The sequence below is a fragment of the Flavobacterium rhizophilum genome (genome assembly GCF_046000485.1).
GTDB lineage: Bacteria > Bacteroidota > Bacteroidia > Flavobacteriales > Flavobacteriaceae > Flavobacterium > Flavobacterium rhizophilum.
Genome location: NZ_JBELQB010000002.1, coordinates 396045 through 418265, shown reverse-complemented (window position 1 = coordinate 418265; position 22221 = coordinate 396045). Strand labels below are relative to the sequence as shown.

Below are 22221 nucleotides of genomic sequence, written 5' to 3'. Positions count from 1 at the left end.
ACTGCAATTTGTGGGAGAGTATGACACTGCCTTTCTTTTAAAAACCCTATCCTTTAATGGATAGGGTTTTTTGTTTTTATACCTTTTTCCATTTCTACATATCTGCTTTATTACTTATTAATATGTGTAGAAATTCCACACTTTTATTGTGTATCTCTACACTTTTGTGCAATATAGTTTTTTCTTTTTAAAATCTTAAATACCTTATTTATAGTGTCTTGTGTGATTAGGTGAGTGTTTTGTTTTTTGTTGGTACGGTTATTTCATATTAGATATACAAACAGCCAAATAATTAAATGCTATGAAAAAGAAAAATTTATTATTGGGACTATTATTATTGTTTGGTGTCAGTACGACAAATGTTATTGCTAATACAACATTAGGTAATAATGAGGTTGTGTTACAGGAAAAGGAATATGCTAAGATAGATACATCAGATGTTCCGGTGGATGTTTTAAGATCTATTAGTGCGAAATATAGTGGTTACTCACTTGATGAGGCTTACTTATCAGATGATGTTGAGTACAAAGTTATATTGAGTAATCAAAAGACTAAAATAACAGCTTTTTACAAAGCGACAGGAGAATTTGTAAAGGAAGCTTAAAGATATATAGTAAGGTGATTTGAAGAATCTGGTAAATTCTTCGACAGAAGGAGATGGTAAAACATCTCCTTTTGTTTTTATTAACAGTTTAAAATTCCAAAAGCATTAAATTTGTGTTTATTTACTTTAGATTATAATGAGTGTAAAAATTCTGGTTGTTGACGACGATACTTCTTTCTGCTTAATGCTAAAAACCTTCTTGCAAAAAAGAGGGTATGATGTTATTACTGCATTTAACGGCAATGATGCCCTTCAGGAATTAAATAAACAATTCTTTGATATAGTTTTAACTGATATTAGGCTGCCTGATAGTGACGGACTTGAAATACTTAAGTCAATCACGCAAAAGGGACTTAAAACACAGGTTATACTTATGACGGGGTATACCGATATAAAAACAGCTGTAAACGCGATGAAGATTGGCGCTTTTGATTATGTAGGGAAGCCAATAAATCCGGATGAAATTTTACACACTATCCAACAGGCTCTGATAAAAAAGGAAACTAAAAATTCTAATACTGTTACCGAACCTAAAAAAACGGTGTCGGGATTTGTAAAAGGAATCAGTGGCGACTCTGCAAAACTATACGATCATATTAATCTTGTTGCTCCTACTAACATGTCAGTATTGATTATTGGTGATAGTGGTACAGGTAAGGAATATATAGCGCAGTCCATACATATGCAAAGCAAGAGGGCTAGTAAGCCTTTTGTAGCTGTTGATTGCGGAGCTATACCCAAAGAATTGGCCTCAAGTGAATTTTTCGGACATATAAAAGGATCTTTTACAGGAGCCGTAACTGACAAGACAGGTCACTTTGAAGCGGCTAATGGAGGTACATTATTTCTTGACGAAGTAGGAAATCTTTCATACGATGTTCAGGTGCAATTATTACGTGCCCTTCAGGAGCGCAAAATAAAGCCTGTAGGAAGCAATACAGAACAACAGGTGGATATTAGGGTAGTAGCTGCTACAAACGAAGATTTAGCTGATGCAGTAAAGCGAGGTGATTTTAGGGAAGATTTGTACCACCGGCTTAATGAGTTTTGCATACATGTACCTAAACTAAGCGAACGTAAGGAAGATGTTATGATGTTTGCGAATCATTTCCTGGCACAGGCAAATGAAGAACTGGAAAAGGATGTTGAGCGTTTTGATCAAAATGTAATTGATCTTTTCCTTAATTACTCCTGGCCGGGTAATCTTAGGGAGATGAAAAATATCATTAAGCGTTCGGTATTGTTGACCAGAGGTAATGCTATTTCACTTGAAGTACTACCTCCCGAGATGGAACAGTCAGCTAATGAAGAAATACAGTTAAGCTATTCTAAAGAGAGTGAGGAAGAGGCTATAAGAAAGGCTTTAGAGCGTACAAATTATAACAAGTCTAAAGCTGCTAAGCTGCTCGACATAGATCGTAAAACGCTTTATAATAAGCTTAAATTATATAATATAGATCTTTAATTTACTTCTTCATTTAGCTTTTCTAAAAGGATCTCTATGCTTTTGCAGGCAGTATTTATTTGCTGTTCTATTTTATCCCAGTTACCTGAGTAATGTTTCTCTTCCAGCGTGTCAAGAACTTCAGATATATGGAATGCTTCAATTTGTTTTAGCATAGGTATCATTTTATGGGATACTTCCACAATACGCTGTTCGTTTTTGTCTGTTAAAGCACTTTGTAAGTCAGCGCAGTTTTCTTTTGAACTGCCTATAAAAGTGTCAATAATCATTTTTAATGATTCGGTATCATTTTGAGTAAATTGAGACAAACTTCTCAAGTCAAAAAGCGGACGGTTTTGACGTTGTGTTCTAGTTATAGCATCTGCATCTATTTTTATATTGTCACCAAAAAGATTTGACACAATAGCTAATAGTTTATTTACCTGTACCGGTTTTGGATGAAAATCTGTAAAGCCTTTTTCTAAAAAATAATCTTTTTCAAGATCCTTTCTTCCTGAAAGTGCTATAACCGGAATATTTTGATTAATAGTACGTATTTCTTCAAGAAGTTCAAAACCGTCCAGTCCCGGCATTTGGATATCAGTAAGAATAATATCAAAATATTTATCGTTTATAAGCTGTGCTACCCTGGACGAATTTGCTTCTGTGCTGACTACTGCTCCTTTATCGCTAAATACTTCGTTTAATAATGATAGTTGGGTTTCATCATCATCTACTAAGAGAATCTTTTTGTTTTTAAGATATGGATAGTTGGTAATTTGAACCTGTTGTTGTACAGGTTTATTTTTATTGCCTTTATGATATGGTAAAATTATAGTGAATTCAGATCCCTTTCCTTCTTCGCTCTCCAGCTCAATCGTACCACCTAAGAGTTCAATGATTCTTTTAGAGATGGTAAGCCCCAGTCCTGTTCCGCCAAATTTCTTCTCTATACCATCATTAGCCTGTGTAAATTCCTTAAATACATTAGCGTGGCTCTCTTTTGCTATACCAATACCGGTATCTGTTACAGATATGAAAACACTTTGGTTTTTAATATATGCCAGTACTTCTACCGATCCTTCCTGTGTGAACTTTATAGCATTACTGATAAGGTTGGTTAAGACCTGTTTAATGCGGTAAGGGTCTGATATTATATTATTTTCAAGCTTATCATCGCTAACCCAGTTAAGTTCAATATTTTTCTTTTCGGCAGAGTGTTCAAGTGTTTTACAGGTGTTTTCTATAAGTGTTTTTAAGTTGAATGATGATTCTTCAATAGTGATTCTGCTGTTTTCCAATTTAGAAAAATCCACAAGATCACTTACCAGTTTAAGTATATAGTCAGCAGATTCTTTTATATTGTCCAGATATTGCTTCTGTTTGCTGTTTATTTCAGAATTGCTGATTAGGTCTGAAAAACCGATTATACTGCCAAGCGGGGTTTGTAAGTCGTGTGTTACAGTAGCCATAAGCATTGTTTTGCTTCTTAAGAGCTTTTCATTTTCGGTATTAAGGTCCTCTAATTGATTCCTGTAGTTTTGACTTTTTGTAAGATCACTTAAAATTATCCAGGCAAAAATTATAAGTATAAGTAGTGCAGAAGCACCAATCCATGCCATTTTTTTTACGGTTGAAGAAATTGCCAGCTGTGATGCAGCAATTTTTTGTGATGACCTCTCGATAATTTCTTTTTCTACAGATGCTAGTATAACCCGAAGCTGATCGGAAATAATACGGTTTTCATCCTGCAGTACCTGCTCGGCACGATTTAATTTGTTTTGTTCCTGCTTGTTCTTGTCTATTAGCTCTTCTATAACCTGATTGTATGCAATAGTAAGAGAATCATTTGAAGCAAATTTTCTAATAGAATCCAGTGTTTTGGGAGGTAATGCAGAGTTAACTACCTGGCTCCAGGTATAACGCTCTTCTGGTTTTAATGGTATTGCCTGATTTACAAGAGAGTCTTTTACACTGTTTATTTTGCTGCTAAAGTTTTTTCGTACATATTCCGGTCTGTTAAGTTTGCGGTACTTAATAATTCCGGCTATACTTTTTCTTTTCTTGTTTATTAATAATTGTATGGAGTCAAATTTTACAACCTGACTTGAGTCGGCCTCTTTTTTAATAAGGTCGATATCATTATTAATACTGTCAATAAGTTTATTGTAGCTGTTGTAATCACTGTCCAGTCCGCTAAGCATAGCAGTTTTACCTACGGCTTCAGAAGTGTATAGGTTAGCTATAGTGTTACTTATTTGTATAATCTTTGAGCTATCATTTCCGGATACGCTTTTAGAAGCGATTTTGGAAATTTCACTATATACAAACCATACAGATATTACTGCAAAAATAAACAGCAGCAGGTATCCGGCAATTACCTTTGATTTTACTGATTTGGGTTGGGCCATAACGATATTAGTGCGTTAATGCATCTAAGTTATAACGCAGGCACAAAGTATTCAGTATTGAATAGTGTTTTTTAAGAATATATTAGCTTTTTACAATCACTCTCAAAAAGTTAATTTCTTCTTTAAGGTGTTGTATTTCGGCTTTAAGGCTTTCAACAAGTATGTCATAAACTTCTTTGTTTGCCTGATTGAACATATCATCTCCCGGTTCTGATTCGCTTACGATCTCGTTGAAAAGGTAGTTGATGTTTACATCAAGAATTTGTACAATTTTAAGAAGTTTAACAACATTTAGTCTTCTGTCGTCTTTTTCGAGTCTTCCGTAATTACTCTGGGTAACATCAAGGTGTAGCGCCATTGTTTCCTGAGTAATTCCTTTTTCTTCTCTAAGTTTCTTAATTTTCTGGCCTATTACGTTCATGGTTTAGTTGGCAATAATTAAATTATAACTAATTTTCGGTTTTTTGTCTATTTGTATTTAGTAAATACACTTTATTGGCTGTTATAAATATTGCAAGTAAGGTGTGCAAAACCGTAACTCTCTATAGTATTATAACTTGAGACATACTGTATTTATTTTATAAAAATAAAAAAGAAGTGTTCCAAGTTGAAGTTAAAACTTAAATAATCGATGTACGACATGTTTTACCCGTTAAAAAGTAAATATATAGTTAAAAAATGATAGTTACTTTTTGAGTTATTTTTTTAACAATAATAAAAGCCAGCTGATTAGCTGGCTTTTATTTACTATATGTTATATGTATAAGTAGGTTCTTATTTGTTTATAAGCGATCTTGAAATTACAATCTTTTGGATTTCTGAAGTTCCTTCATAAATCTGGGTGATTTTAGCATCACGCATAAGTCTTTCTACATGGTATTCTTTCACATAACCGTTACCACCATGTATCTGTACGGCTTCGATAGTAGTATCCATTGCAACCTGAGATGCGTAAAGTTTTGCCATAGCACCGCTTACATCATAATTGTTATGGTTGTCTTTATCCCATGCAGCCTTCATACAAAGGTGACGTGCAGCCTCAATTTGTACGGCCATATCGGCAAGTTTGAAAGCGATAGCCTGATGGTTAAAGATTTCTGTACCGAAAGCTTTTCTTTCCTGAGAGTATTTAAGAGCAAGTTCGTAAGCTCCAGAAGCTATACCTAGTGCCTGAGAAGCTATACCGATTCTACCTCCTGAAAGGGTTTTCATGGCAAATTTGAACCCGAAACCGTCTTCACCTATTCTGTTTTCTTTTGGGACCTTAACGTCGGTAAACATTAATGAGTGTGTGTCAGATCCGCGGATGCCTAATTTTTGTTCTTTAGCTCCAATTTCAAAACCTGGCATTCCTTTTTCAACAATAAGGGCATTGATACCTCTGTGTTTTTTCTCAATATCAGTTTGAGCTATTACAAGGTAAACATCGGCAGTGCTACCGTTTGTTATCCAGTTTTTAGTACCGTTTAAAAGGTAGTGATCACCTTTATCAATAGCTGTTGTTTTTTGTGAAGTAGCATCACTTCCTGCTTCCGGTTCAGAAAGGCAGAAAGCTCCTATTATTTCGCCTGTTGCTAAACGGGTAAGGTATTTTTGTTTTTGTTCTTCTGTACCAAAGGTTTCAAGTCCCCAGCATACCAGAGAGTTGTTTACAGACATAACTACTGAAGCAGAAGCATCAATTTTAGAAATTTCTTCCATAGCGATAACATAAGAAACTGCGTCTAATCCGCTACCACCATATTTTGGGTCTACCATCATACCCAGGAAGCCAAGCTCTCCCATTTTCTTGATTTGCTCTGTAGGGAAAATTTGTTTTTCATCCCTCTCTATTACACCCGGAAGTAATTCATTTTGAGCAAAGTCTCTTGCTGCCTTCTGAATCATTAAGTGCTCTTCAGTAAGTTTAAAATCCATAACTATCTAAATATTGTAATTTTGTTTTATTGCGCCCAAAAGTAATTATTTAATGTGAATTTTTCAATATCATTATTTAATTTTAGCACATGATTAGAGAAAACTATAACGTTTTAGGAGTTATGTCGGGAACTTCGCTTGACGGAGTCGATTTAGCCCATATTATTTTCAACTATCAAAATGGTATTTGGAGTTATAATATGCGTGAATGTCAAACAGTTGCTTATAGTGATGTATGGGTAAACAGACTTAAAGAGGCTGTGGGTTATACTAAAGAAAAGCTTGAAGAACTCAATGATGAATATACCTTGTTATTGTCAGATATTATAAAAACCTTTATTGAGGATTTTGCAATAAAAGATCTTGATGTAGTATGTTCACACGGGCATACAATTTTACACCAGCCGCAAAATGGATTCACGCTTCAAATAGGTAATAAGCAGGAGTTGGCAAAAAGTATTGGTATAACTACGGTTTGTGATTTTAGGTTGCAGGATGTGCAAATGGGAGGGCAGGGAGCTCCTTTGGTTCCTATAGGTGATAGGTTGTTGTTTAGCGATTATAGTTATTGCCTTAACCTGGGCGGTTTCTCTAATATTTCGTTTGAAGATAATGGTGAGCGTGTTGCGTTTGATATTTGTGCAGTGAATACAGTACTTAACTATTATGCAGGTAAATTGGGTTTGCCTTATGATGACGGTGGTAAAGTAGCAGCAAAAGGTAAAATGATTGCCGAAATGTATAACGAACTTAACAGGCTTGAGTTTTATAAAAAATCATATCCTAAGTCATTAGGTTTTGAATATGTAAAAGAAGTTTTATTGCCATTAGTAGAAAAATATGATGTTCCGGCAGAAGATAAACTCCATACCTTTACAATACATGTTGCTACACAGGTGGCGGCTGTAATAAACGTATTGCCTCCGGGTAAATTACTTGTTACTGGTGGTGGAGCTTATAACATATTTTTACTGAATTGTATGCAGGAGTTTATGCCTGATACGACTATTGTTGTTCCGGATGATAAGACGATTCAATACAAAGAATCGCTTATTTTTGGCTTATTGGGAGTTTTAAAACTAAGGGGAGAAGTAAATGTACTTTCCAGTGTTACGGGTGCTGTTGGGGATCATAGTTCGGGGATTGTTTTTGGGATTTAAAGAATGCCTATTTTTTTTATAGCTTCAATGAGGTCGTGGTCGTCGCCGCTTTTACCTTCAAGAAACATACTTTTTAAATTGGCCTTTCTTTTTTCAATGGCACTTAGTGATAGCGGCACGTAGTTAGGGATATTTTTTGTAAGTATTCCTTCGCTCAGTCTCATAAGTATTTGCCTGTCGTAATTGTCCAGGTTGTACTTGTCAAAGTCTTTATCACGAAGTGACTTTACAATTTTACTGCTCATATACTTCTCGCCTTTAAAAATAATCTTGAAGGCGTTTACAAACTCATCAATATCGATGTCGCTTTTGCATAAAATACCATCAGGATTAATTTCTTTTATCAGGCGGTCTACTAATGTGGCTTCACTGTGCATGGTTAATATTATAACTACACAATCTGGTATCGTTTTGCGTATCAATACACCTAAGTCAAGCCCTGAAGTGATGTTTTTTTCTTCATATGGGGGAAGGCTCAAGTCAAGATACGCAATGTCAAAATGCTGGGTGGTTATAAGCTCATAAGCCTGTTGGCAATCCAGCGCTTTGGTAAATATAAGATTGTGACCCTCAATGTTTTCGTTGCGTAAAACATTGATGTAACCGTTAACCGTCATGGGGTGGTCGTCAACGATAAGAATTCTTAAATCTCTCTGCATATACAAGTCTATTAGGACAAATTTAACAAATTTTACGGTTAAACCGTAAAACGACTATTTCAAATTTAATATATTGCCCTCGGTTTTTTAACAATTTTTTCAGGAAAGTGCAATATTCATATCTGATAATTGATGAAGATATCGGAGCGAAAGACACACTGGCACGACTTGAGGATTTTCCAGAATATTTTTGTGCTGGGGTAGCGAGTAGTAAAGATGAGGCTGTAAACAAGATACTTGATTTGCAGCCAATGCTTGTATTTATTGAAGTTTCCCCTAAAAGTAAAAAAAACGGACTGTCGCTTTCTATTATTACTGAACTGCATCAATATATTGATAATCTGCCTTATTTTATAGTAACCACTACAACTACTAAGTATGCTTTTGACGCAATTAAGGCCGGTGTTTCTGATTATTTGTTAAAGCCACTTAACCGTTTTGAACTAAGGAAAACATTACTTCGTTTTGAGAAAACAAGCCCTGTTGCTTCCCGAGATACTATATGTATTAAATCATATGGTGATTACCAGTTTATTTCGCTTAACGATATTGTTTATCTTAAGGCAGATAATAATACTACTGACTTCCATTTGCAAAACGGTAAAAAGCTTACAGCTTATAAAACGCTTAAGCACTATGAGGCAAACCTGCCGTTTTTCTTTTTCAGGATACATAATAGCTATATAGTAAACAGTAACTATATAACCAGGATTAATACCGGTAAATCATTATGTTATTTAAATAACAGTGATTTGTCTGTTTCTTTCTCTAAAACATTTAAGGATAATATTGATGCTATTATCCGGAAAATTGCTCCCGAAAATATATAATAAGTCATTTTACCCTGCAAATCGGTCGAGTTACTAGTGTGCTCCTGTCATTCACTAAAACTGCTGTAAATCATGGTTTTGGATGGTGTATTTAGTCTTAGTTTTGCTTCAATAAATAAACAAAAAAGCAAAACAAATTAAAAATATTAAAAAATAACACCTATCCAATTTTAAAAAATTTAACACCATGAAAAAATCACTTTTTACTTTAGGACTTATCGCATTTGTTGGTTTAACAGCAGTTTCTTGTTCAACAGATGATAGCGCTTTAGAGGATACATCAGCAGGAGATACTACGATTGTAGCACCAATAGATAATGGAGATGTTGAACTTCCAAGACCTGTACCAAGCAACGGAAAATAATCTTAGGCATTGCTATTAAATAAAATATATTATTTTTGAGGCTGTAGTATTAACAACTACAGCCTCAAAAATTTTGAATAACTTCCAACAAATACTCCTTTTTATATTATTGTTTTTTGCCGTTATTTCCTGTAACGACAAAAACAATAACTATTCTGATAAGGATAAGCAGATAACAGAAATGTTAAATCAGGTATCTGCTACAGATAATGACAGCGTGAAAAAGCAACTGCTGAAATCTGTTTATCAGAAAATAAATAACTATCCATATAAGGATAGTATTCCCCGTTATTATTTAATGCTTACAGAGGCTTATTATAATTCAAGTGATTATCAGGGAGCTTTAAAAATAGGTAAACAAAGCGTTGAGCTGAATAAAGAGATTAAGGATACAGTTAATGTCGCTCAATCGCTTTATACAATAGGTAATACCTATTATTTTGGTTTAGCAGATACCGATAGTGCTTATATTTTTTATACCCAGGCAGAAAAATTGTTTCAGGAGTCACATCAGTACAGAAGCCTAGGTAAAACAAAACTTTATAAGGCTTATGTTCTATATTATTTAAAGGAATACCAGCTTTGCGAAACTGAAGCATTTAGGGCATTGGGGCTTTTGCAGGGTAGGGATGCTACTGATATTTACAATTGTCACAACCTGATAGCTGCCGCCCTTGATGGGCAGGGGCTGCATGTAGAGGCTATTAAGTATTATGAGCTAGCCTTAAGACAATTGCTTTCTTTTAATAAAGAGGATTCAAATGATATAGATGTAAATTATTATAAGGCTACCTGTTATAATAATCTGGGTAATGTTTACCTCAATATGGAAGATTATGCAAAGGCAGAAGAGTTTTATCTTAATGCACTTAAACTAACATCAAAAGAGTCTAATCCGTCGTTATACGCAAAGCTTCTAAACAGTTTGGCTTATGCGCGTTTTAAGTCGGGTAATGAGAAAGATTTGCCTAGAATGTTTTATGAGGCACTTGCAATAAGGGATAGCCTAGGGATTAATTATGGTATTGTAGCTACAAAAAAATATCTTGGTGAATATTATGCGGCAAAAAAAGATACGGCAAAGGCTGTTGAATATTTAAGGGAAGCTTATACCAAAGCCGAAAATATAAAGGGATACTATGATGTTGTAAACACCTTAAAGCTTTTAGGTGAAATAGATAAACCTCAAAGTGCAACCTATTACAAAAGGCTTAATGTGGTTAATGACAGTTTGCAAAAAGTAGAACAGGCCAATAAAGATAAATTTGCCCGTATAGAGTATGAAACAGAAAGACTTGAAGATGAGAAAGAAGCTTTAGTAAAAAGGAATGGGTTTATAATAGGTGTCTCGGCAATGGTGTTACTTTTTATAGGGGCAGTGTTTATTATTTATTACCTTAACTCAAGGAATAAAAAGCTGGTGATGGAGCAGGAGCAGCAAAAGGCTAATGAGGAGATTTATCAGTTAATGTTTGAACAGCAAACTAAGATTGATAAAGCCAGGGCCGAGGAGAAAAGCCGTATTGCCATGGAGTTGCATGACGGGATTCTTAATAATATTTATGCGGTAAGGCTTAATCTCGAATTTATAAACAGGAATACCGATGAAGAGTCTGTAGCGCAAAGAAAAGAGTATATAAAGCAGCTGCAAACAGTAGAGTCGGAAATTAGAGGTGTGTCTCATGACCTTAGTCGTAATGCGGTGTTCTTTGAAAAGAGCTTTAAAGATGTTATTGAATCGCTTGTGCTTACTCAGAAAAATGAATTCAATACCGTTTTTGATGTTGATATAGATCCCGATATTAACTGGGAGGGTTTACCCAATATTCAAAAAGTGAATGTGTATAGGGTAATACAGGAAGGTTTACAGAATATCAATAAATATAGTATAGCTCACAATGCCATTGTGGAAATTAAAAAAAATCGAGATGCAATTGAGCTTACTATTACAGATGATGGTATAGGTTATGATCCTGATAAGGTTAAAGGAGGTATAGGTATAAGAAATCTTAGAAAACGTACTTCTGTGCTTAATGGTAAGCTCGATATTATTTCTGCTCCTGGAAAAGGGGCGAAAATTCATATTGTATTCCCTAATTAATGAGATAAATACAGAATTCTCATTTATATGTTTTATATATTTGTGCCGATTTATAAAAATTCAACGAATGAAAGATTTATTAAAGAAATTCGAAAATAAACAGCCTGAAATAGTTTTTAACTGGAAAGATTCTGAAACAGAAGCAGAAGGATGGACAGTGATTAATTCCCTAAGGGGAGGTGCTGCCGGTGGTGGTACACGTATGAGAAAAGGACTTGATATGAACGAGGTGCTTTCTCTTGCAAAAACTATGGAAGTTAAATTTACGGTTTCGGGACCTGCTATAGGAGGTGCTAAATCAGGAATTAATTTTGATCCGGCTGACCCAAGAAAAAAAGGAGTATTACAGCGTTGGTATAAAGCTGTTTCTCCGCTTTTAAAAAGCTACTACGGTACAGGTGGTGACCTTAACGTTGATGAAATTCATGAAGTAATCCCTATGACTGAAGAGTGTGGGGTATGGCATCCGCAGGAAGGTGTTTTTAACGGACACTTTAAACCAAGCGAGGCCGATAAAATTAACCGCATCGGTCAGTTAAGACAAGGTGTTGTTAAAGTAATAGAGAATGCAACATTCTCACCTGATGTTAACAGGAAATATACTGTTGCCGATATGATTACCGGTTATGGTGTTGCAGAGGCTGTACGTCATTTCTATGCTATTTACGGAGGTGATGTGAAAGGTAAAAAAGCAATCGTTCAGGGTTTTGGTAACGTAGGTTCGGCAGCTGCTTTCTACCTTGCAGAAATGGGTGCTAAAGTTATTGGTATTATAGACCGTGACGGTGGACTTTTAAATGAGAACGGATTCTCTTTTGAAGAAATAAGAGAACTTTTCCTTAACAAGGATGGTAACAAACTTGTTGCAGATAATATGATTCCGTTTGAGGAAATAAACGAGAAAATATGGAAAACAGGTGCAGAGATATTTGCTCCTTGTGCAGCTTCAAGACTGGTTACTAAAGGCCAAATTGATAACATGATCGCTTCGGGTCTTGAAGTTATTTCATGTGGTGCTAACGTACCGTTTGCTGACAAAGAAATTTTCTTTGGTCCTATTATGGAGGAGACAGACAGTAAAGTGAGCCTTATTCCAGACTTTATCTCTAACTGTGGTATGGCAAGAGTATTTGCTTACTTTATGGAGAAAAAAGTAGGTATGACAGATGAGGCTGTATTTAACGATACATCTGAAACTATAAGAAAAGCAATTCAAAGAGTGCACGAGCAAAACAGTTCTAAGCTAAACATAAGCAACACTGCTTTTGAAATTGCTTTAAAACAACTGGTGTAACACATCTTTAAAATTTATACATTTAATGACAGATATTTTTATCTGTCATTTTTTTATTATGACATATCAGGAAACCATAGAGTGGATGTTTAAACAGTTGCCCATGTATCAAACACAGGGGGCTTCTGCATTTAAAAAAGACCTTACCAATACGCTATTGCTGGCAAAGCATTTAAATAACCCCGAGAACGGGTTTAAATCGGTTCATGTGGCAGGTACAAACGGTAAGGGGTCTGTATCAAATATGCTGGCTTCTATACTACAGGAAGCGGGCTATAAGGTAGGTTTGTATACTTCGCCGCATCTAAAGGATTTTAGGGAGCGCATAAAAATAAACGGTCAGGACATATCGAAGGAATTTGTTATGGATTTCATGGACAAAAATAAGCCGTTTTTTGAAGCCAGTCAGCTTAGTTTTTTTGAAATGACCGTTGGGTTGGCATTCGATTATTTTACGAAAGAGAGAGTAGATGTGGCTATTATTGAAACCGGAATGGGGGGGAGGCTGGACTCTACCAATATTGTAACTCCGCTGGTTTCGGTTATAACCAATATAGGCTTTGATCATATTCAGTTTCTTGGCGATACTCTGGAAAAAATAGCCTTTGAGAAAGCAGGTATCATTAAAAATAATGTTCCTGTAGTTATAGGAGAATACACTCCCGAAACCAAGACGGTTTTTGAAAATAAGGCTAAGGAAATGCAGTCAGATATAATTTTTGCTTTAGATGAGGATTTCCCGGTGTATGACTCAGATCTAACAGGGGACTACCAAAAACAGAACAGAAAAACAGTTTTGGCAACCGTAAATGTTTTAAAGCATTATTTTGATATTAATGAAGAGGCATTAGTAAATGGATTGCTTAATGTGGTAAAAAATACAGGTTTTATGGGCAGGTGGCAGGTAATACACCAAAACCCTACGGCGTTTTGCGATTCGGCACATAACAGTCACGGACTAAAAATTGTGCTTAATCAGATAGCGCAGCAAAAATTTAAGGATTTAAGGATTGTTTTTGGAGTGGTAAATGATAAGGATCTAACTGAAATTTTACCTTTAATGCCTAAAAATGCCATTTATTATTTTTGTAAACCAAATGTTATGCGAGGTCTCGATGCAAAAATCCTTCAGGAGAGATTTTTGGATTACGATTTGAAGGGAGAAGTATATTCTTCTGTAACAGATGCTTATAAAAATGCGTTGACAGATGCCGATAAAACCGACTTTATTTATGTAGGTGGAAGTACATTTGTAGTAGCAGAAATTTTATAATTTTTTAAAATAATGTTTGCAAATACAAAAAAACAATCTATATTTGCACTCGCAATAAGGAACTAATCAAGGGACGAAATTGCAGACATATCGGGCGATTAGCTCAGTTGGTTCAGAGCACCTCGTTTACACCGAGGGGGTCGGGGGTTCGAATCCCTCATCGCCCACACAAAAACAAAAAAAGCCATTGGATTCCAATGGCTTTTTTTCTACGATATTAAACCTTTAATGCACCACTATCTGCACGTAAGCTTGCTCCATTTGTGGCAATCGATAAGGGACTTGATAGGTAAACTGCAAGATTTGCAATTTCATTGGGTTCAATAAATCTTTGTATAAGTATATGAGGATTTGTTTGTTGAATGATTCCACTTTTCATGGTTTCAACATTCAATTGTTGAGCATTGGCTATCTGTTTAATTGTTTCTGCAACACCATCAGAATAGGTAGGTCCGCCTAATATAGTGTTTATTGTAATTTCTGTTCCTTTTGTTAATTTAGATAAGCCATTGCTTAGAGCACCCATTGCAGCTTTGGTCATTCCATACGGAATCATATTGTCAGGTACATTTAAGCCCGATTCACTACTTATAAAAATTATCCTTCCCCAATTCTTTTTAAGCATTGTAGGCAATAGGGCTCGGGAAAGGCGCATCCCACTCATAACATTTATTTCAAAATAATTGTACCAATCTTCATCAGATGTTGTTTGAAAATCATCAATACCAAAAACTCCTACATTATTGATAAGTATATCAATATCTTCCAAATCATTTAACAACGCGGAAACCTCCGTTGAATTAGCAAAATTTGCCGGAATGCCAAATATTTCTGAATCAGGAAATTGTTTTTGTAATTTTTCACAAGCATGCTTTGTTTTTTCTGCATTTCTTCCATTGATTATAACGGCAGCACCTTCTTTTAGCAAATGTTCGGCTATTGAAAAACCTATGCCTTGCGTTGATCCACTAATAAATGCTTTTTTTCCTTTAAGTTGTAAATCCATCTTTTATTTTTGTAATGATTATTAAAAAAATGACTAAAATTTTTTAATCCAGTATTTTCAGGTGAAGTTCAATTTGCTCTTTTAAAATCTTTTTATCTGGATAAATTCTACGCAATGAGTTGATGCCACACCAAAACGTAATTAAATTTTTAGCTATAATATCGGCTGATAGTTTAGATGTAATCAACCCTTTATTCTGTTCTGCAGTAATGACTAAGGTATAAAGTTGTTCAGTTTCTTTAAGTATTTGAATAGCATCCCTCTGTAATTCATCATCAACTAATGCCATCTCTACAATTGTATTCGCTATAATGCAGCCCTTAAAATGATTTCTCATATCAGTATCAGCTAGACTCATAAAGAATTCTTTAATCAATATTATGGGACTGTCACAATTTTCAAGTGATTTCTTAAATGCATCCAAATCTTCTTTTCGCTGATGAAGTGCTTTCTTAAAAAGTTCCTTTTTTCCACCTTTGAATGTATTATAGAGACTGCCGGCACCTGCACCGGTTGCATTAGTTAAGTCTGTTAATGACGTTGCATTATATCCTTTTTCCCAGAAAACTTGTTGAGCTTTTAATACAAGTTGTTTGTCCAGATGAATGTTAGGTCTTCCTTTCATTTATTATTGTAATGATTGATACAAAAATAAATAAAATAAGGAAATAAGCTATAAATTATTTAATTAAATGTCTACCTGAATTCCAATGAAGTTTGATTAGTGTCTTTCAAATAATTTTGAAAATCGCATTAAGTGTTCGATTTTAATCCCTGATAGTCCATAACAAGTCGAAAACCTTCAGTGAAAACTGGAGTTTTTTTGTTTTAAGCTAATTCTTTTAACTTTACGCAAACACCAAAACCTATTATAGTGCTAAAGGGAATAAGTAAAATAATAAATCAGCGTTATCCAATATCCGAATCAAGAAAGGAAATATTCCTGTCATCATTTTTTATTGCGATAATGGGGTATCTTTTCCTTATAGTGTTTCAGCCTTTCGGAGCGCATACTTTTACTAATAACTATAAGTATCTGTTACTGGCTCCTTACCCTATTATTGCCTTTGTGGTATATAGTGGTGTAAATCTCTTCTTCCTGAAAAAGTCGTACAGATGGAACCTTAATAAAGAACTGATTAAGCTGCTTTTTGTACTTCTTATTTGTTCGGGATTCAATTATGTTTATAACATCTATTTTATAAACCATGTTTCATTTAGCATCAGTCATTTGCTGTTTATGTGTCTATACACTTTTGCAATAGCTGTGCCAATAAGTATGGTTTACGTGCTTGCACGTTACCTGTATCTAACTCAATCGTGGAATACATTTGAGGACTCAGTTGTTGAGCAGGTAGAAAAAGTAGAATCAACAAATCTGTTGCTAAGTATTATACCCGATTCCGGCCAAGAAGAATTAACTTTTAGAGAAGATGATTTTCTGTATGCTGAGTCAGACGGGAATTATGTAACGGTACATTATCTTGAAGGCGATGTTGTGGCCAATCAGCTATTAAGACTTTCATTAAAAAACCTTGAGACCCAAATTCAAAACAATACTGTTATTAGATGTCATAGGTCATTCATGGTTAATACAGGTAAGGTTATGAGGGTAAAAGGAAATGCTCAGGGTTATAAATTGTTTATTGATAAAGTAAATGATTTTGTTCCTGTTTCCAGAAATTACATCCCCAAAGTAAAAGTACTGGTTAAGGGGCTTTGATGTTCGTCACATTTTCTTGACAAACATAACATTTGCCAAGTGTTACAAAGGTTTTTTTGGATTTTTGCTTCAATGCTAAAATCAAATAACATGCTAACAAACCACCAAAAAAATCAAAATCCTTCTACTGCTCAACGTATCTTCAGGCAAAGAATCCTGTTAATTATTCTGGCTATAATTTTTAATATTGCTAATTCCAGGGCACAACTACAAGCCGATGTTTTATCAGGTAAATGGCACCTTGAAATGCAACACAATGACTTGGGGCTTTCCCAAATTATTATGGAGTTTAATGTAGCGGGTGAAAATAATTTTGAGGGCCATACCCGTAAAGATGCCTTAAAGGATATTCTTGGCGGTGCAAAATCTATGCTTGCAAAATCATTTAATAGCGGGCTAAAGGGAGGGAGTATATTACGAATTGAAAACGGAACCTATTCTTTAGTTTCTGATTCTTTGAAGTTCACAGGAATACTTACATCCCTCGTTGGTAATTATAATATTAAAGGATACGTTTTTCAGGGAAAACTTTCGGCAACACTAAGTGATATGAATAATAACTACAAAGGTATTATAGAAGGTAAGCGAAATACCCGTTTGTTGCCTTTGAGAGATTATCATGCACTTTATAAGGAAACAGTTAGCCTAACCTACAATAAAATATTTAACAGGGATATAATGCAGACTAAGGAATGGAAAAGGTTTGACAGGAAAATGAATGATGTTTCTGCAAAGGTTCAGGATGATCTCGAAATGGTATTTGCCTTTTTCTATTATGCAGGTAAATTACCCATATCCCACTATATGCTTATGAGGCCTTTTGGGGATGACGAGACTGAACAAAGTAATGATGCTGAGGTTGCAACAGAAGTATCTGAAAATTATAAGCAGAGGGTATTTCTGGAAGAAAAAGGCGCTGGTGTAGGCTATCTCAAAATCACCTCTTTTGATGGTAATGCTGCCGAAATGGATAGTGTTTTTAAAGTTATAGCTAAAAAGGATTATAAGAATCTTATAGTGGATTTGCGTAACAACCCGGGGGGTAGTGTAGATGCGGGTATGTCGTTTGCTACACACGTGGCCGATACTACTTTTTACGGCGGGGTATTTCTTACACAAAAATATTTTAATAACCATGATGAATTGCCTACGGTTGCGGAATATGAATCATTTCCGCACTTTACCGAATCCAATTATGATATGCTTATGCATGGTATTCATACTACCGAAGGATTGTGTTTAAAAGTTATTCCGCAGGAACCGGTTTTCGACGGAAAACTTTACATATTAACCAATGGTAAAACAGGAAGCACATGTGAACCTTTGGTGTATGGTTTTAAACAAAAGAAACGTGCGGTAATTGTAGGCAAGCCTACAGCTGGTGCAATGTTAGCGGCAGAGATGTTTGAACTGTCTGACGGATTCAGGATGTTTTTGCCAACAGCTGATTATTATTCTTTTGACGGACAAAGATTAGATAAAATAGGCGTTAAGCCCGATGTTGAGGTGGAAGGTGATGCATTAGAATATGTTATGAGGCTTATAGCCGAATAAAATAAAAGCCCTCATTCGAGGGCTTTTATTAAAAATAATTTTTACTCAAATCTTCCAGTAAACCTATTTGTTCAGGTTTCCAGCCAAGTATATTTTGGGTTTTTTCGCTGGAAGCATAAGCATCCATGCCGGCAAAATGTGTGAACCAGGTAAAGTGGGCTTCTGCTTCTGCTTCAGTTAGGCTTTTTAAAGGGAGTGCAGTGTTTTCGCTAATAACATGGGCAATTTCCTTAAAAGGTACACCTTCTTCCGCTATAGGGTGAAAAACGACTTGTTCCGGTTGTTTCTCTACAATCAATCGATATAAGCTGGCTGCATCTTCTCGGTGTACTGCTGGCCATCTGTTAAGTCCGTCACCTATATAGCCCGACTGTCCGTTTTCTTTATTCATTCCTATAACGATTGGAATAAAGCCATAGTCATCCTTGCCGTGTACAATAGGTAGGCGTACTATATAAGCATTAACTCCTTTTGACCTTGCTTTGAGTGCAGCTTCTTCCGATACAGCTCTGGATACCGATATCGAGCTGGCTGGTTGGTCATCTTCGATAATAGCCTTTTCACTTCGCAGTATCCCAATGGCCGATGTTATTACCAGTGGTTTTTGGGTTCCTATAAGGGCATCGGTAAAAATTTCAATGACTTTCCTGTCATCTTCACAACTCTCCTTGTATCTGGAAAAATCGTGATTAAAGGCAGTGTGGATTACAGCATCGCACGAAGTGGCTCCTTTACGGATAATTTCCGGGTCATTAATATCACCCATTAGTATTTCGGCACCTGAATTTTCTAATTTTTCTGCCGAAGCCTGAGATCGTACCAGTCCAAGTGCCTGTATGCCGGAGGCTATTAAATCGTTTACTACTGCTGAGCCTACAAATCCCGAGGCTCCTGTTACAAATACACGCATAATATTAAGTTTTTAACTGTAACAAATCACGTTAAAAACAAACTTAAAAATATGGTCATTTGACCATATTTTGGATTATCGCTGTAACTGGTTGTGGCGTATTCTTGTAAGTGTTTTAATGGAAATGCCAAGGTATGAGGCTATCATTCGTAAAGGCAATCTTGATAGTAGGTTTGGGAAACACTGTATAAAATCGTCATATTTTTCCTCGGGTGTACCGCTAAGTGTTGTTAGTATACGTTGCTTGCTGTAGTATATATTACGTGATATTACCTGTTGGGATAGTTTGGTAAGCTCTGGGACTTCGCTTAACAGTCTGTTGAAATCGTCTTTCGTCCACAGTAATACTTCGGTGGGTTCAGTGGCTCCTATGTTTGTTTCGGCTGGTATTTCTTTATCATAACTCTCTACGTCCAGAGTCCATGAATGTTCTGGTGTAAATTGCAGTATGTGCTCATTACCTTTTGCGTCAATGCTATAGGTGCGAAGCAATCCTTTAGCAATAAATACTTTGTGCCTGCAAATATCCCCTGCCTGTAACAAAAGTTCATTGCGGCGCAATGTTTTATCGAAAGCCTTGCTACTTATGTGATGTATGGCACCTTCGGTAAGACCGGTGTTTTCTTTCAGGTATTTCTCAAATTCGGGATGCATAGTATAAAGGTAAGGAATATCTTGTTTTGTTTGTTGTGTGAAAAAGCCCCATATAAACGGGGCTTTTTAAACTGTATATTTTGATTGATGTTTATACTTTTACCGGAGCAGGTACAGGTGTTTCTGTTTTTGGGTTTATTAAAATATCCACTCTTAGTATAAGCAGTATTGATAGTAGTGTTATTATACTAATCACGTACCCTAATACATCATAATTTATAAGCGGACTCATTTTGGTTTCCTGATGTACTATATACCCGGCACATACAGCGGCTATACCACCTGCAATTTGCTGCAATGATGAGGTTATTGCCATATATGCCCCGCGGTCCTGTGTTTGTGGCACGGCAGTATTTAATGTCGTTGCAGGCACCATTCGGCTCATTATGCCCATAAACAGTATCATGTTTATTACTATAATTTGCCATACCGGGATAGGAGGTAGGTTAGTGTATATTAATATCATGATTATAGATATTAGAGATCCTATTGTAAATAGTTTCAGTTTACTCATCCTGTCACTTAGTTTGCCTACCATTGGCATTATGAACAATACTGCAAGTCCTGTGAAAAAGAATATTATGGGTAATTCTTCATGGCTTACCTTTATATTGTTTACCAGATAGGCAGTGCCAAATGGCTGAAGCATAAATCCACCTACCGATAGTATGGCAATTGCAGTAAAACCTGTTTGATACCTTTTGTTAGTTAGTGTGTGTAATAAATGTATAAACGGGTTCTTATCGGATTTAATTTCAAGATGTTTGTTTACAGGTTCCAGTTTAATGATAATTAGGGCAAGTATTGCTACCGCCAGTACTACTATCATAAGGAATGACGAATGCCATCCCCAATTATTGGCAAAATATAATCCTAATGGTATGCCTAAAATTTGACTTGTGGCAAAAGCCATTTGTATAAATCCCATAACACGGCCTCGTTGTTCCAGTAGAAACAAATCTGTTACTATTGCCAGTGATACCGACCCGATAACGCCACCAAAAAGACCGGTTACAATTCTTGCTGCAACCAGGGTTAAATAACTGTTTGCCATTGCACAGCAAAATGTTCCTAATATGAACCCTGTGTAAAAGAAAATAAGGAGTTTTTTACGGTCAAACTTATCGGCAAATCCTGCTGCAAGCAGTCCTGCTATCCCTGCACTAAAGGCATAGGCCGATACGGCAAAACCAAAGTTTGCTGTAGTCATGTCCAGACTTTTCATAAGGATATCTCCCAGTGGAGATATGACCATAAAGTCGAGTATTACGGTAAACTGAGTTAGTGCTAGCATGGCAATAACCAGTTTTTGATGTGAGGTGAATTTTGCAATTCCTTTTTTAACGTCCATTTTTTTGATTGATGATTTATATTGATGATTTGTTTATAGTTCACTGCAGTAGTGCCCAGACTCTGTAACCAGTTGTACTATCTGTTGTGGTACAATGTTAGTAGTTACTACTCTTAAAACCTTATCTTTATCTTCAGTGTCTATAGACCATTCGTTGATTAATGGGTGCATGTTAAGTTTTTTGGCAACTTCGCAGTTGCCGCATAATTCTGATATGTCGGTTTTAAATACTAATATTTGGAGATTTGTTTGTTTCATTTTATCAGGGTTTTAGACCTTTTATCATTAGGTCAAAAGTTTGTTTCATTACATCTTCGGTTAGGGTGAAGGGTCTGCCTCCTATGCTTTTCCCTTCCCTGTGGAAACCAAGTAGTGTATACAGTGGTCCGTAAGCAATACTCCAAAAAACATCAAGGCATATTGGGTTAAGCTCTTTATTCTTTATTGCATGCTCAAAAAACTCTGTCATATATTGTTTAAACATGCTTAACTCTCCTGTTTTTAATATCTCATCTGCATAGGGAGAATGTTTCATAATCTCAAAGCAGGATACCTCCATGGGGTTCTCTAAAGCAAAAGCAGACCTGTTTCTCCATTGCACCCACATACCTTCTTCAAAAGGCATTTTCGGGTTAAAATCATTAATGACCACATTAAAGAATTTTTTGGCAATTTTGCTCACTATTTTTTTTATAAGGTCATCTTTGTCTTTATAATAAATGTATAGGGTGGCTACAGATATGTTACATGCCTTGGCTAGTTTATTCATGCTAAAGGTGTTGAAGCCTTTGTTTACAATCTGTTCTACAGCTTTTGTGTAAACCAGTTTTTCCTTATCTGTATCCCTTGTTCTCATGTGGTAGAATTTTGAGTGAACAAAGTTATATAAATAAATGAATATTCATTCATTTATGAATAAAATATTTTAGAATAAAAAAAACGCTTTCATTTTGAAAGCGTTGTGTT

At 35.5% G+C, this 22221-nt stretch carries 21 protein-coding genes and 1 tRNA gene; 11 read left to right on the top strand and 11 right to left on the bottom strand.

From position 1 onward, the window contains the following. The first annotated feature begins 301 nt into the window (after nt 1–301). Both ABS768_RS04065 and ABS768_RS04060 read left to right on the top strand, forming a co-directional pair. A complete protein-coding gene (locus ABS768_RS04065) occupies nt 302–604 on the top strand; it encodes a hypothetical protein (RefSeq protein ID WP_408073683.1) in 303 nt (100 codons plus the stop codon). Nucleotides 605–740: 136 nt separating this feature from the next. Continuing rightward, the gene (locus ABS768_RS04060) at nt 741–2069 is read left to right on the top strand and encodes a sigma-54-dependent transcriptional regulator (RefSeq protein ID WP_408073682.1); all 1329 of its coding nucleotides are present in this window, start codon (nt 741–743) and stop codon (nt 2067–2069) included. Here the strand turns inward: ABS768_RS04060 and ABS768_RS04055 are convergent. From ABS768_RS04055 to ABS768_RS04045, 3 genes are all read right to left on the bottom strand, one after another. Next, complete coding sequence (locus tag ABS768_RS04055) at nt 2066–4459, bottom strand: ATP-binding response regulator (protein ID WP_408073681.1); 2394 nt, start codon at nt 4457–4459, stop codon at nt 2066–2068. The two genes, ABS768_RS04060 and ABS768_RS04055, sit on opposite strands and share 4 nt — an antisense overlap. Nucleotides 4460–4541: 82 nt before the next feature. Next, entirely contained in the window at nt 4542–4880 is a 339-nt protein-coding gene (locus ABS768_RS04050) for a helix-turn-helix domain-containing protein (protein ID WP_330441793.1), read from the bottom strand. 353 nt (nt 4881–5233) lie between these two features. Beyond that, on the bottom strand, nt 5234–6376 hold the full coding sequence (locus ABS768_RS04045) for an acyl-CoA dehydrogenase (protein WP_330441794.1): 1143 nt from the start codon (nt 6374–6376) through the stop codon (nt 5234–5236). An 89-nt stretch (nt 6377–6465) separates the two neighbouring features. On the opposite strand from ABS768_RS04045, the gene ABS768_RS04040 reads away from it, so the two are divergent. Next, nucleotides 6466–7536 carry an anhydro-N-acetylmuramic acid kinase gene (locus ABS768_RS04040; RefSeq protein ID WP_408073680.1) on the top strand — a complete coding sequence of 357 codons (1071 nt, stop codon included), beginning with the start codon at nt 6466–6468 and terminating at the stop codon, nt 7534–7536. On the opposite strand, the gene ABS768_RS04035 is transcribed toward ABS768_RS04040, so the two are convergent. Next, entirely contained in the window at nt 7533–8195 is a 663-nt protein-coding gene (locus ABS768_RS04035; protein WP_408073679.1) for a response regulator, read from the bottom strand. The genes ABS768_RS04040 and ABS768_RS04035 overlap by 4 nt on opposite strands. 107 nt (nt 8196–8302) lie before the next feature. Here ABS768_RS04035 and ABS768_RS04030 point away from each other — a divergent pair, with 107 nt between their 5' ends. From ABS768_RS04030 to ABS768_RS04005, 6 genes are all read left to right on the top strand, one after another. Next, nucleotides 8303–9025 (top strand): LytR/AlgR family response regulator transcription factor, encoded by a 723-nt coding sequence (locus ABS768_RS04030; RefSeq protein WP_408073678.1) that lies wholly within the window; start codon nt 8303–8305, stop codon nt 9023–9025. A 187-nt stretch (nt 9026–9212) separates the two neighbouring features. Beyond that, entirely contained in the window at nt 9213–9389 is a 177-nt protein-coding gene (locus ABS768_RS04025; protein ID WP_408073677.1) for a hypothetical protein, read from the top strand. Between the two features lie 73 nt (nt 9390–9462). Further along, the gene (locus ABS768_RS04020) at nt 9463–11490 is read left to right on the top strand and encodes a tetratricopeptide repeat-containing sensor histidine kinase (RefSeq protein ID WP_408073676.1); all 2028 of its coding nucleotides are present in this window, start codon (nt 9463–9465) and stop codon (nt 11488–11490) included. A gap of 67 nt (nt 11491–11557) precedes the next feature. Continuing rightward, nucleotides 11558–12784 carry a Glu/Leu/Phe/Val dehydrogenase dimerization domain-containing protein gene (locus tag ABS768_RS04015; RefSeq protein WP_408073675.1) on the top strand — a complete coding sequence of 409 codons (1227 nt, stop codon included), beginning with the start codon at nt 11558–11560 and terminating at the stop codon, nt 12782–12784. A gap of 58 nt (nt 12785–12842) precedes the next feature. Beyond that, nucleotides 12843–14057: a bifunctional folylpolyglutamate synthase/dihydrofolate synthase gene (locus tag ABS768_RS04010; RefSeq protein WP_408073692.1), complete on the top strand. Its 1215-nt coding sequence runs from the start codon at nt 12843–12845 to the stop codon at nt 14055–14057. A gap of 92 nt (nt 14058–14149) precedes the next feature. Further along, nucleotides 14150–14224 (top strand) — tRNA-Val (locus tag ABS768_RS04005). A 50-nt stretch (nt 14225–14274) separates the two neighbouring features. Here ABS768_RS04005 and ABS768_RS04000 read toward each other — a convergent pair. Beyond that, entirely contained in the window at nt 14275–15063 is a 789-nt protein-coding gene (locus ABS768_RS04000; protein WP_408073674.1) for an SDR family NAD(P)-dependent oxidoreductase, read from the bottom strand. A gap of 43 nt (nt 15064–15106) precedes the next feature. Beyond that, nucleotides 15107–15688 carry a TetR/AcrR family transcriptional regulator gene (locus ABS768_RS03995; protein ID WP_408073673.1) on the bottom strand — a complete coding sequence of 194 codons (582 nt, stop codon included), beginning with the start codon at nt 15686–15688 and terminating at the stop codon, nt 15107–15109. Nucleotides 15689–15937: 249 nt separating this feature from the next. On the opposite strand from ABS768_RS03995, the gene ABS768_RS03990 reads away from it, so the two are divergent. Continuing rightward, on the top strand, nt 15938–16786 hold the full coding sequence (locus ABS768_RS03990; protein ID WP_408073672.1) for a LytTR family DNA-binding domain-containing protein: 849 nt from the start codon (nt 15938–15940) through the stop codon (nt 16784–16786). 90 nt (nt 16787–16876) lie between these two features. Then, the gene (locus tag ABS768_RS03985; protein ID WP_408073671.1) at nt 16877–18340 is read left to right on the top strand and encodes a S41 family peptidase; all 1464 of its coding nucleotides are present in this window, start codon (nt 16877–16879) and stop codon (nt 18338–18340) included. Between the two features lie 28 nt (nt 18341–18368). On the opposite strand, the gene ABS768_RS03980 is transcribed toward ABS768_RS03985, so the two are convergent. From ABS768_RS03980 to ABS768_RS03960, 5 genes are all read right to left on the bottom strand, one after another. Next, complete coding sequence (locus tag ABS768_RS03980; protein ID WP_408073670.1) at nt 18369–19250, bottom strand: SDR family oxidoreductase; 882 nt, start codon at nt 19248–19250, stop codon at nt 18369–18371. Nucleotides 19251–19325: 75 nt separating this feature from the next. Next, the gene (locus tag ABS768_RS03975) at nt 19326–19904 is read right to left on the bottom strand and encodes a Crp/Fnr family transcriptional regulator (protein ID WP_408073669.1); all 579 of its coding nucleotides are present in this window, start codon (nt 19902–19904) and stop codon (nt 19326–19328) included. A 91-nt stretch (nt 19905–19995) separates the two neighbouring features. Continuing rightward, nucleotides 19996–21255 (bottom strand): MFS transporter, encoded by a 1260-nt coding sequence (locus ABS768_RS03970; RefSeq protein ID WP_408073668.1) that lies wholly within the window; start codon nt 21253–21255, stop codon nt 19996–19998. A 33-nt stretch (nt 21256–21288) separates the two neighbouring features. Next, nucleotides 21289–21513: a hypothetical protein gene (locus ABS768_RS03965; protein ID WP_408073667.1), complete on the bottom strand. Its 225-nt coding sequence runs from the start codon at nt 21511–21513 to the stop codon at nt 21289–21291. A gap of 4 nt (nt 21514–21517) precedes the next feature. Beyond that, entirely contained in the window at nt 21518–22111 is a 594-nt protein-coding gene (locus ABS768_RS03960; RefSeq protein ID WP_408073666.1) for a TetR/AcrR family transcriptional regulator, read from the bottom strand. Nucleotides 22112–22221 lie beyond the last annotated feature (110 nt).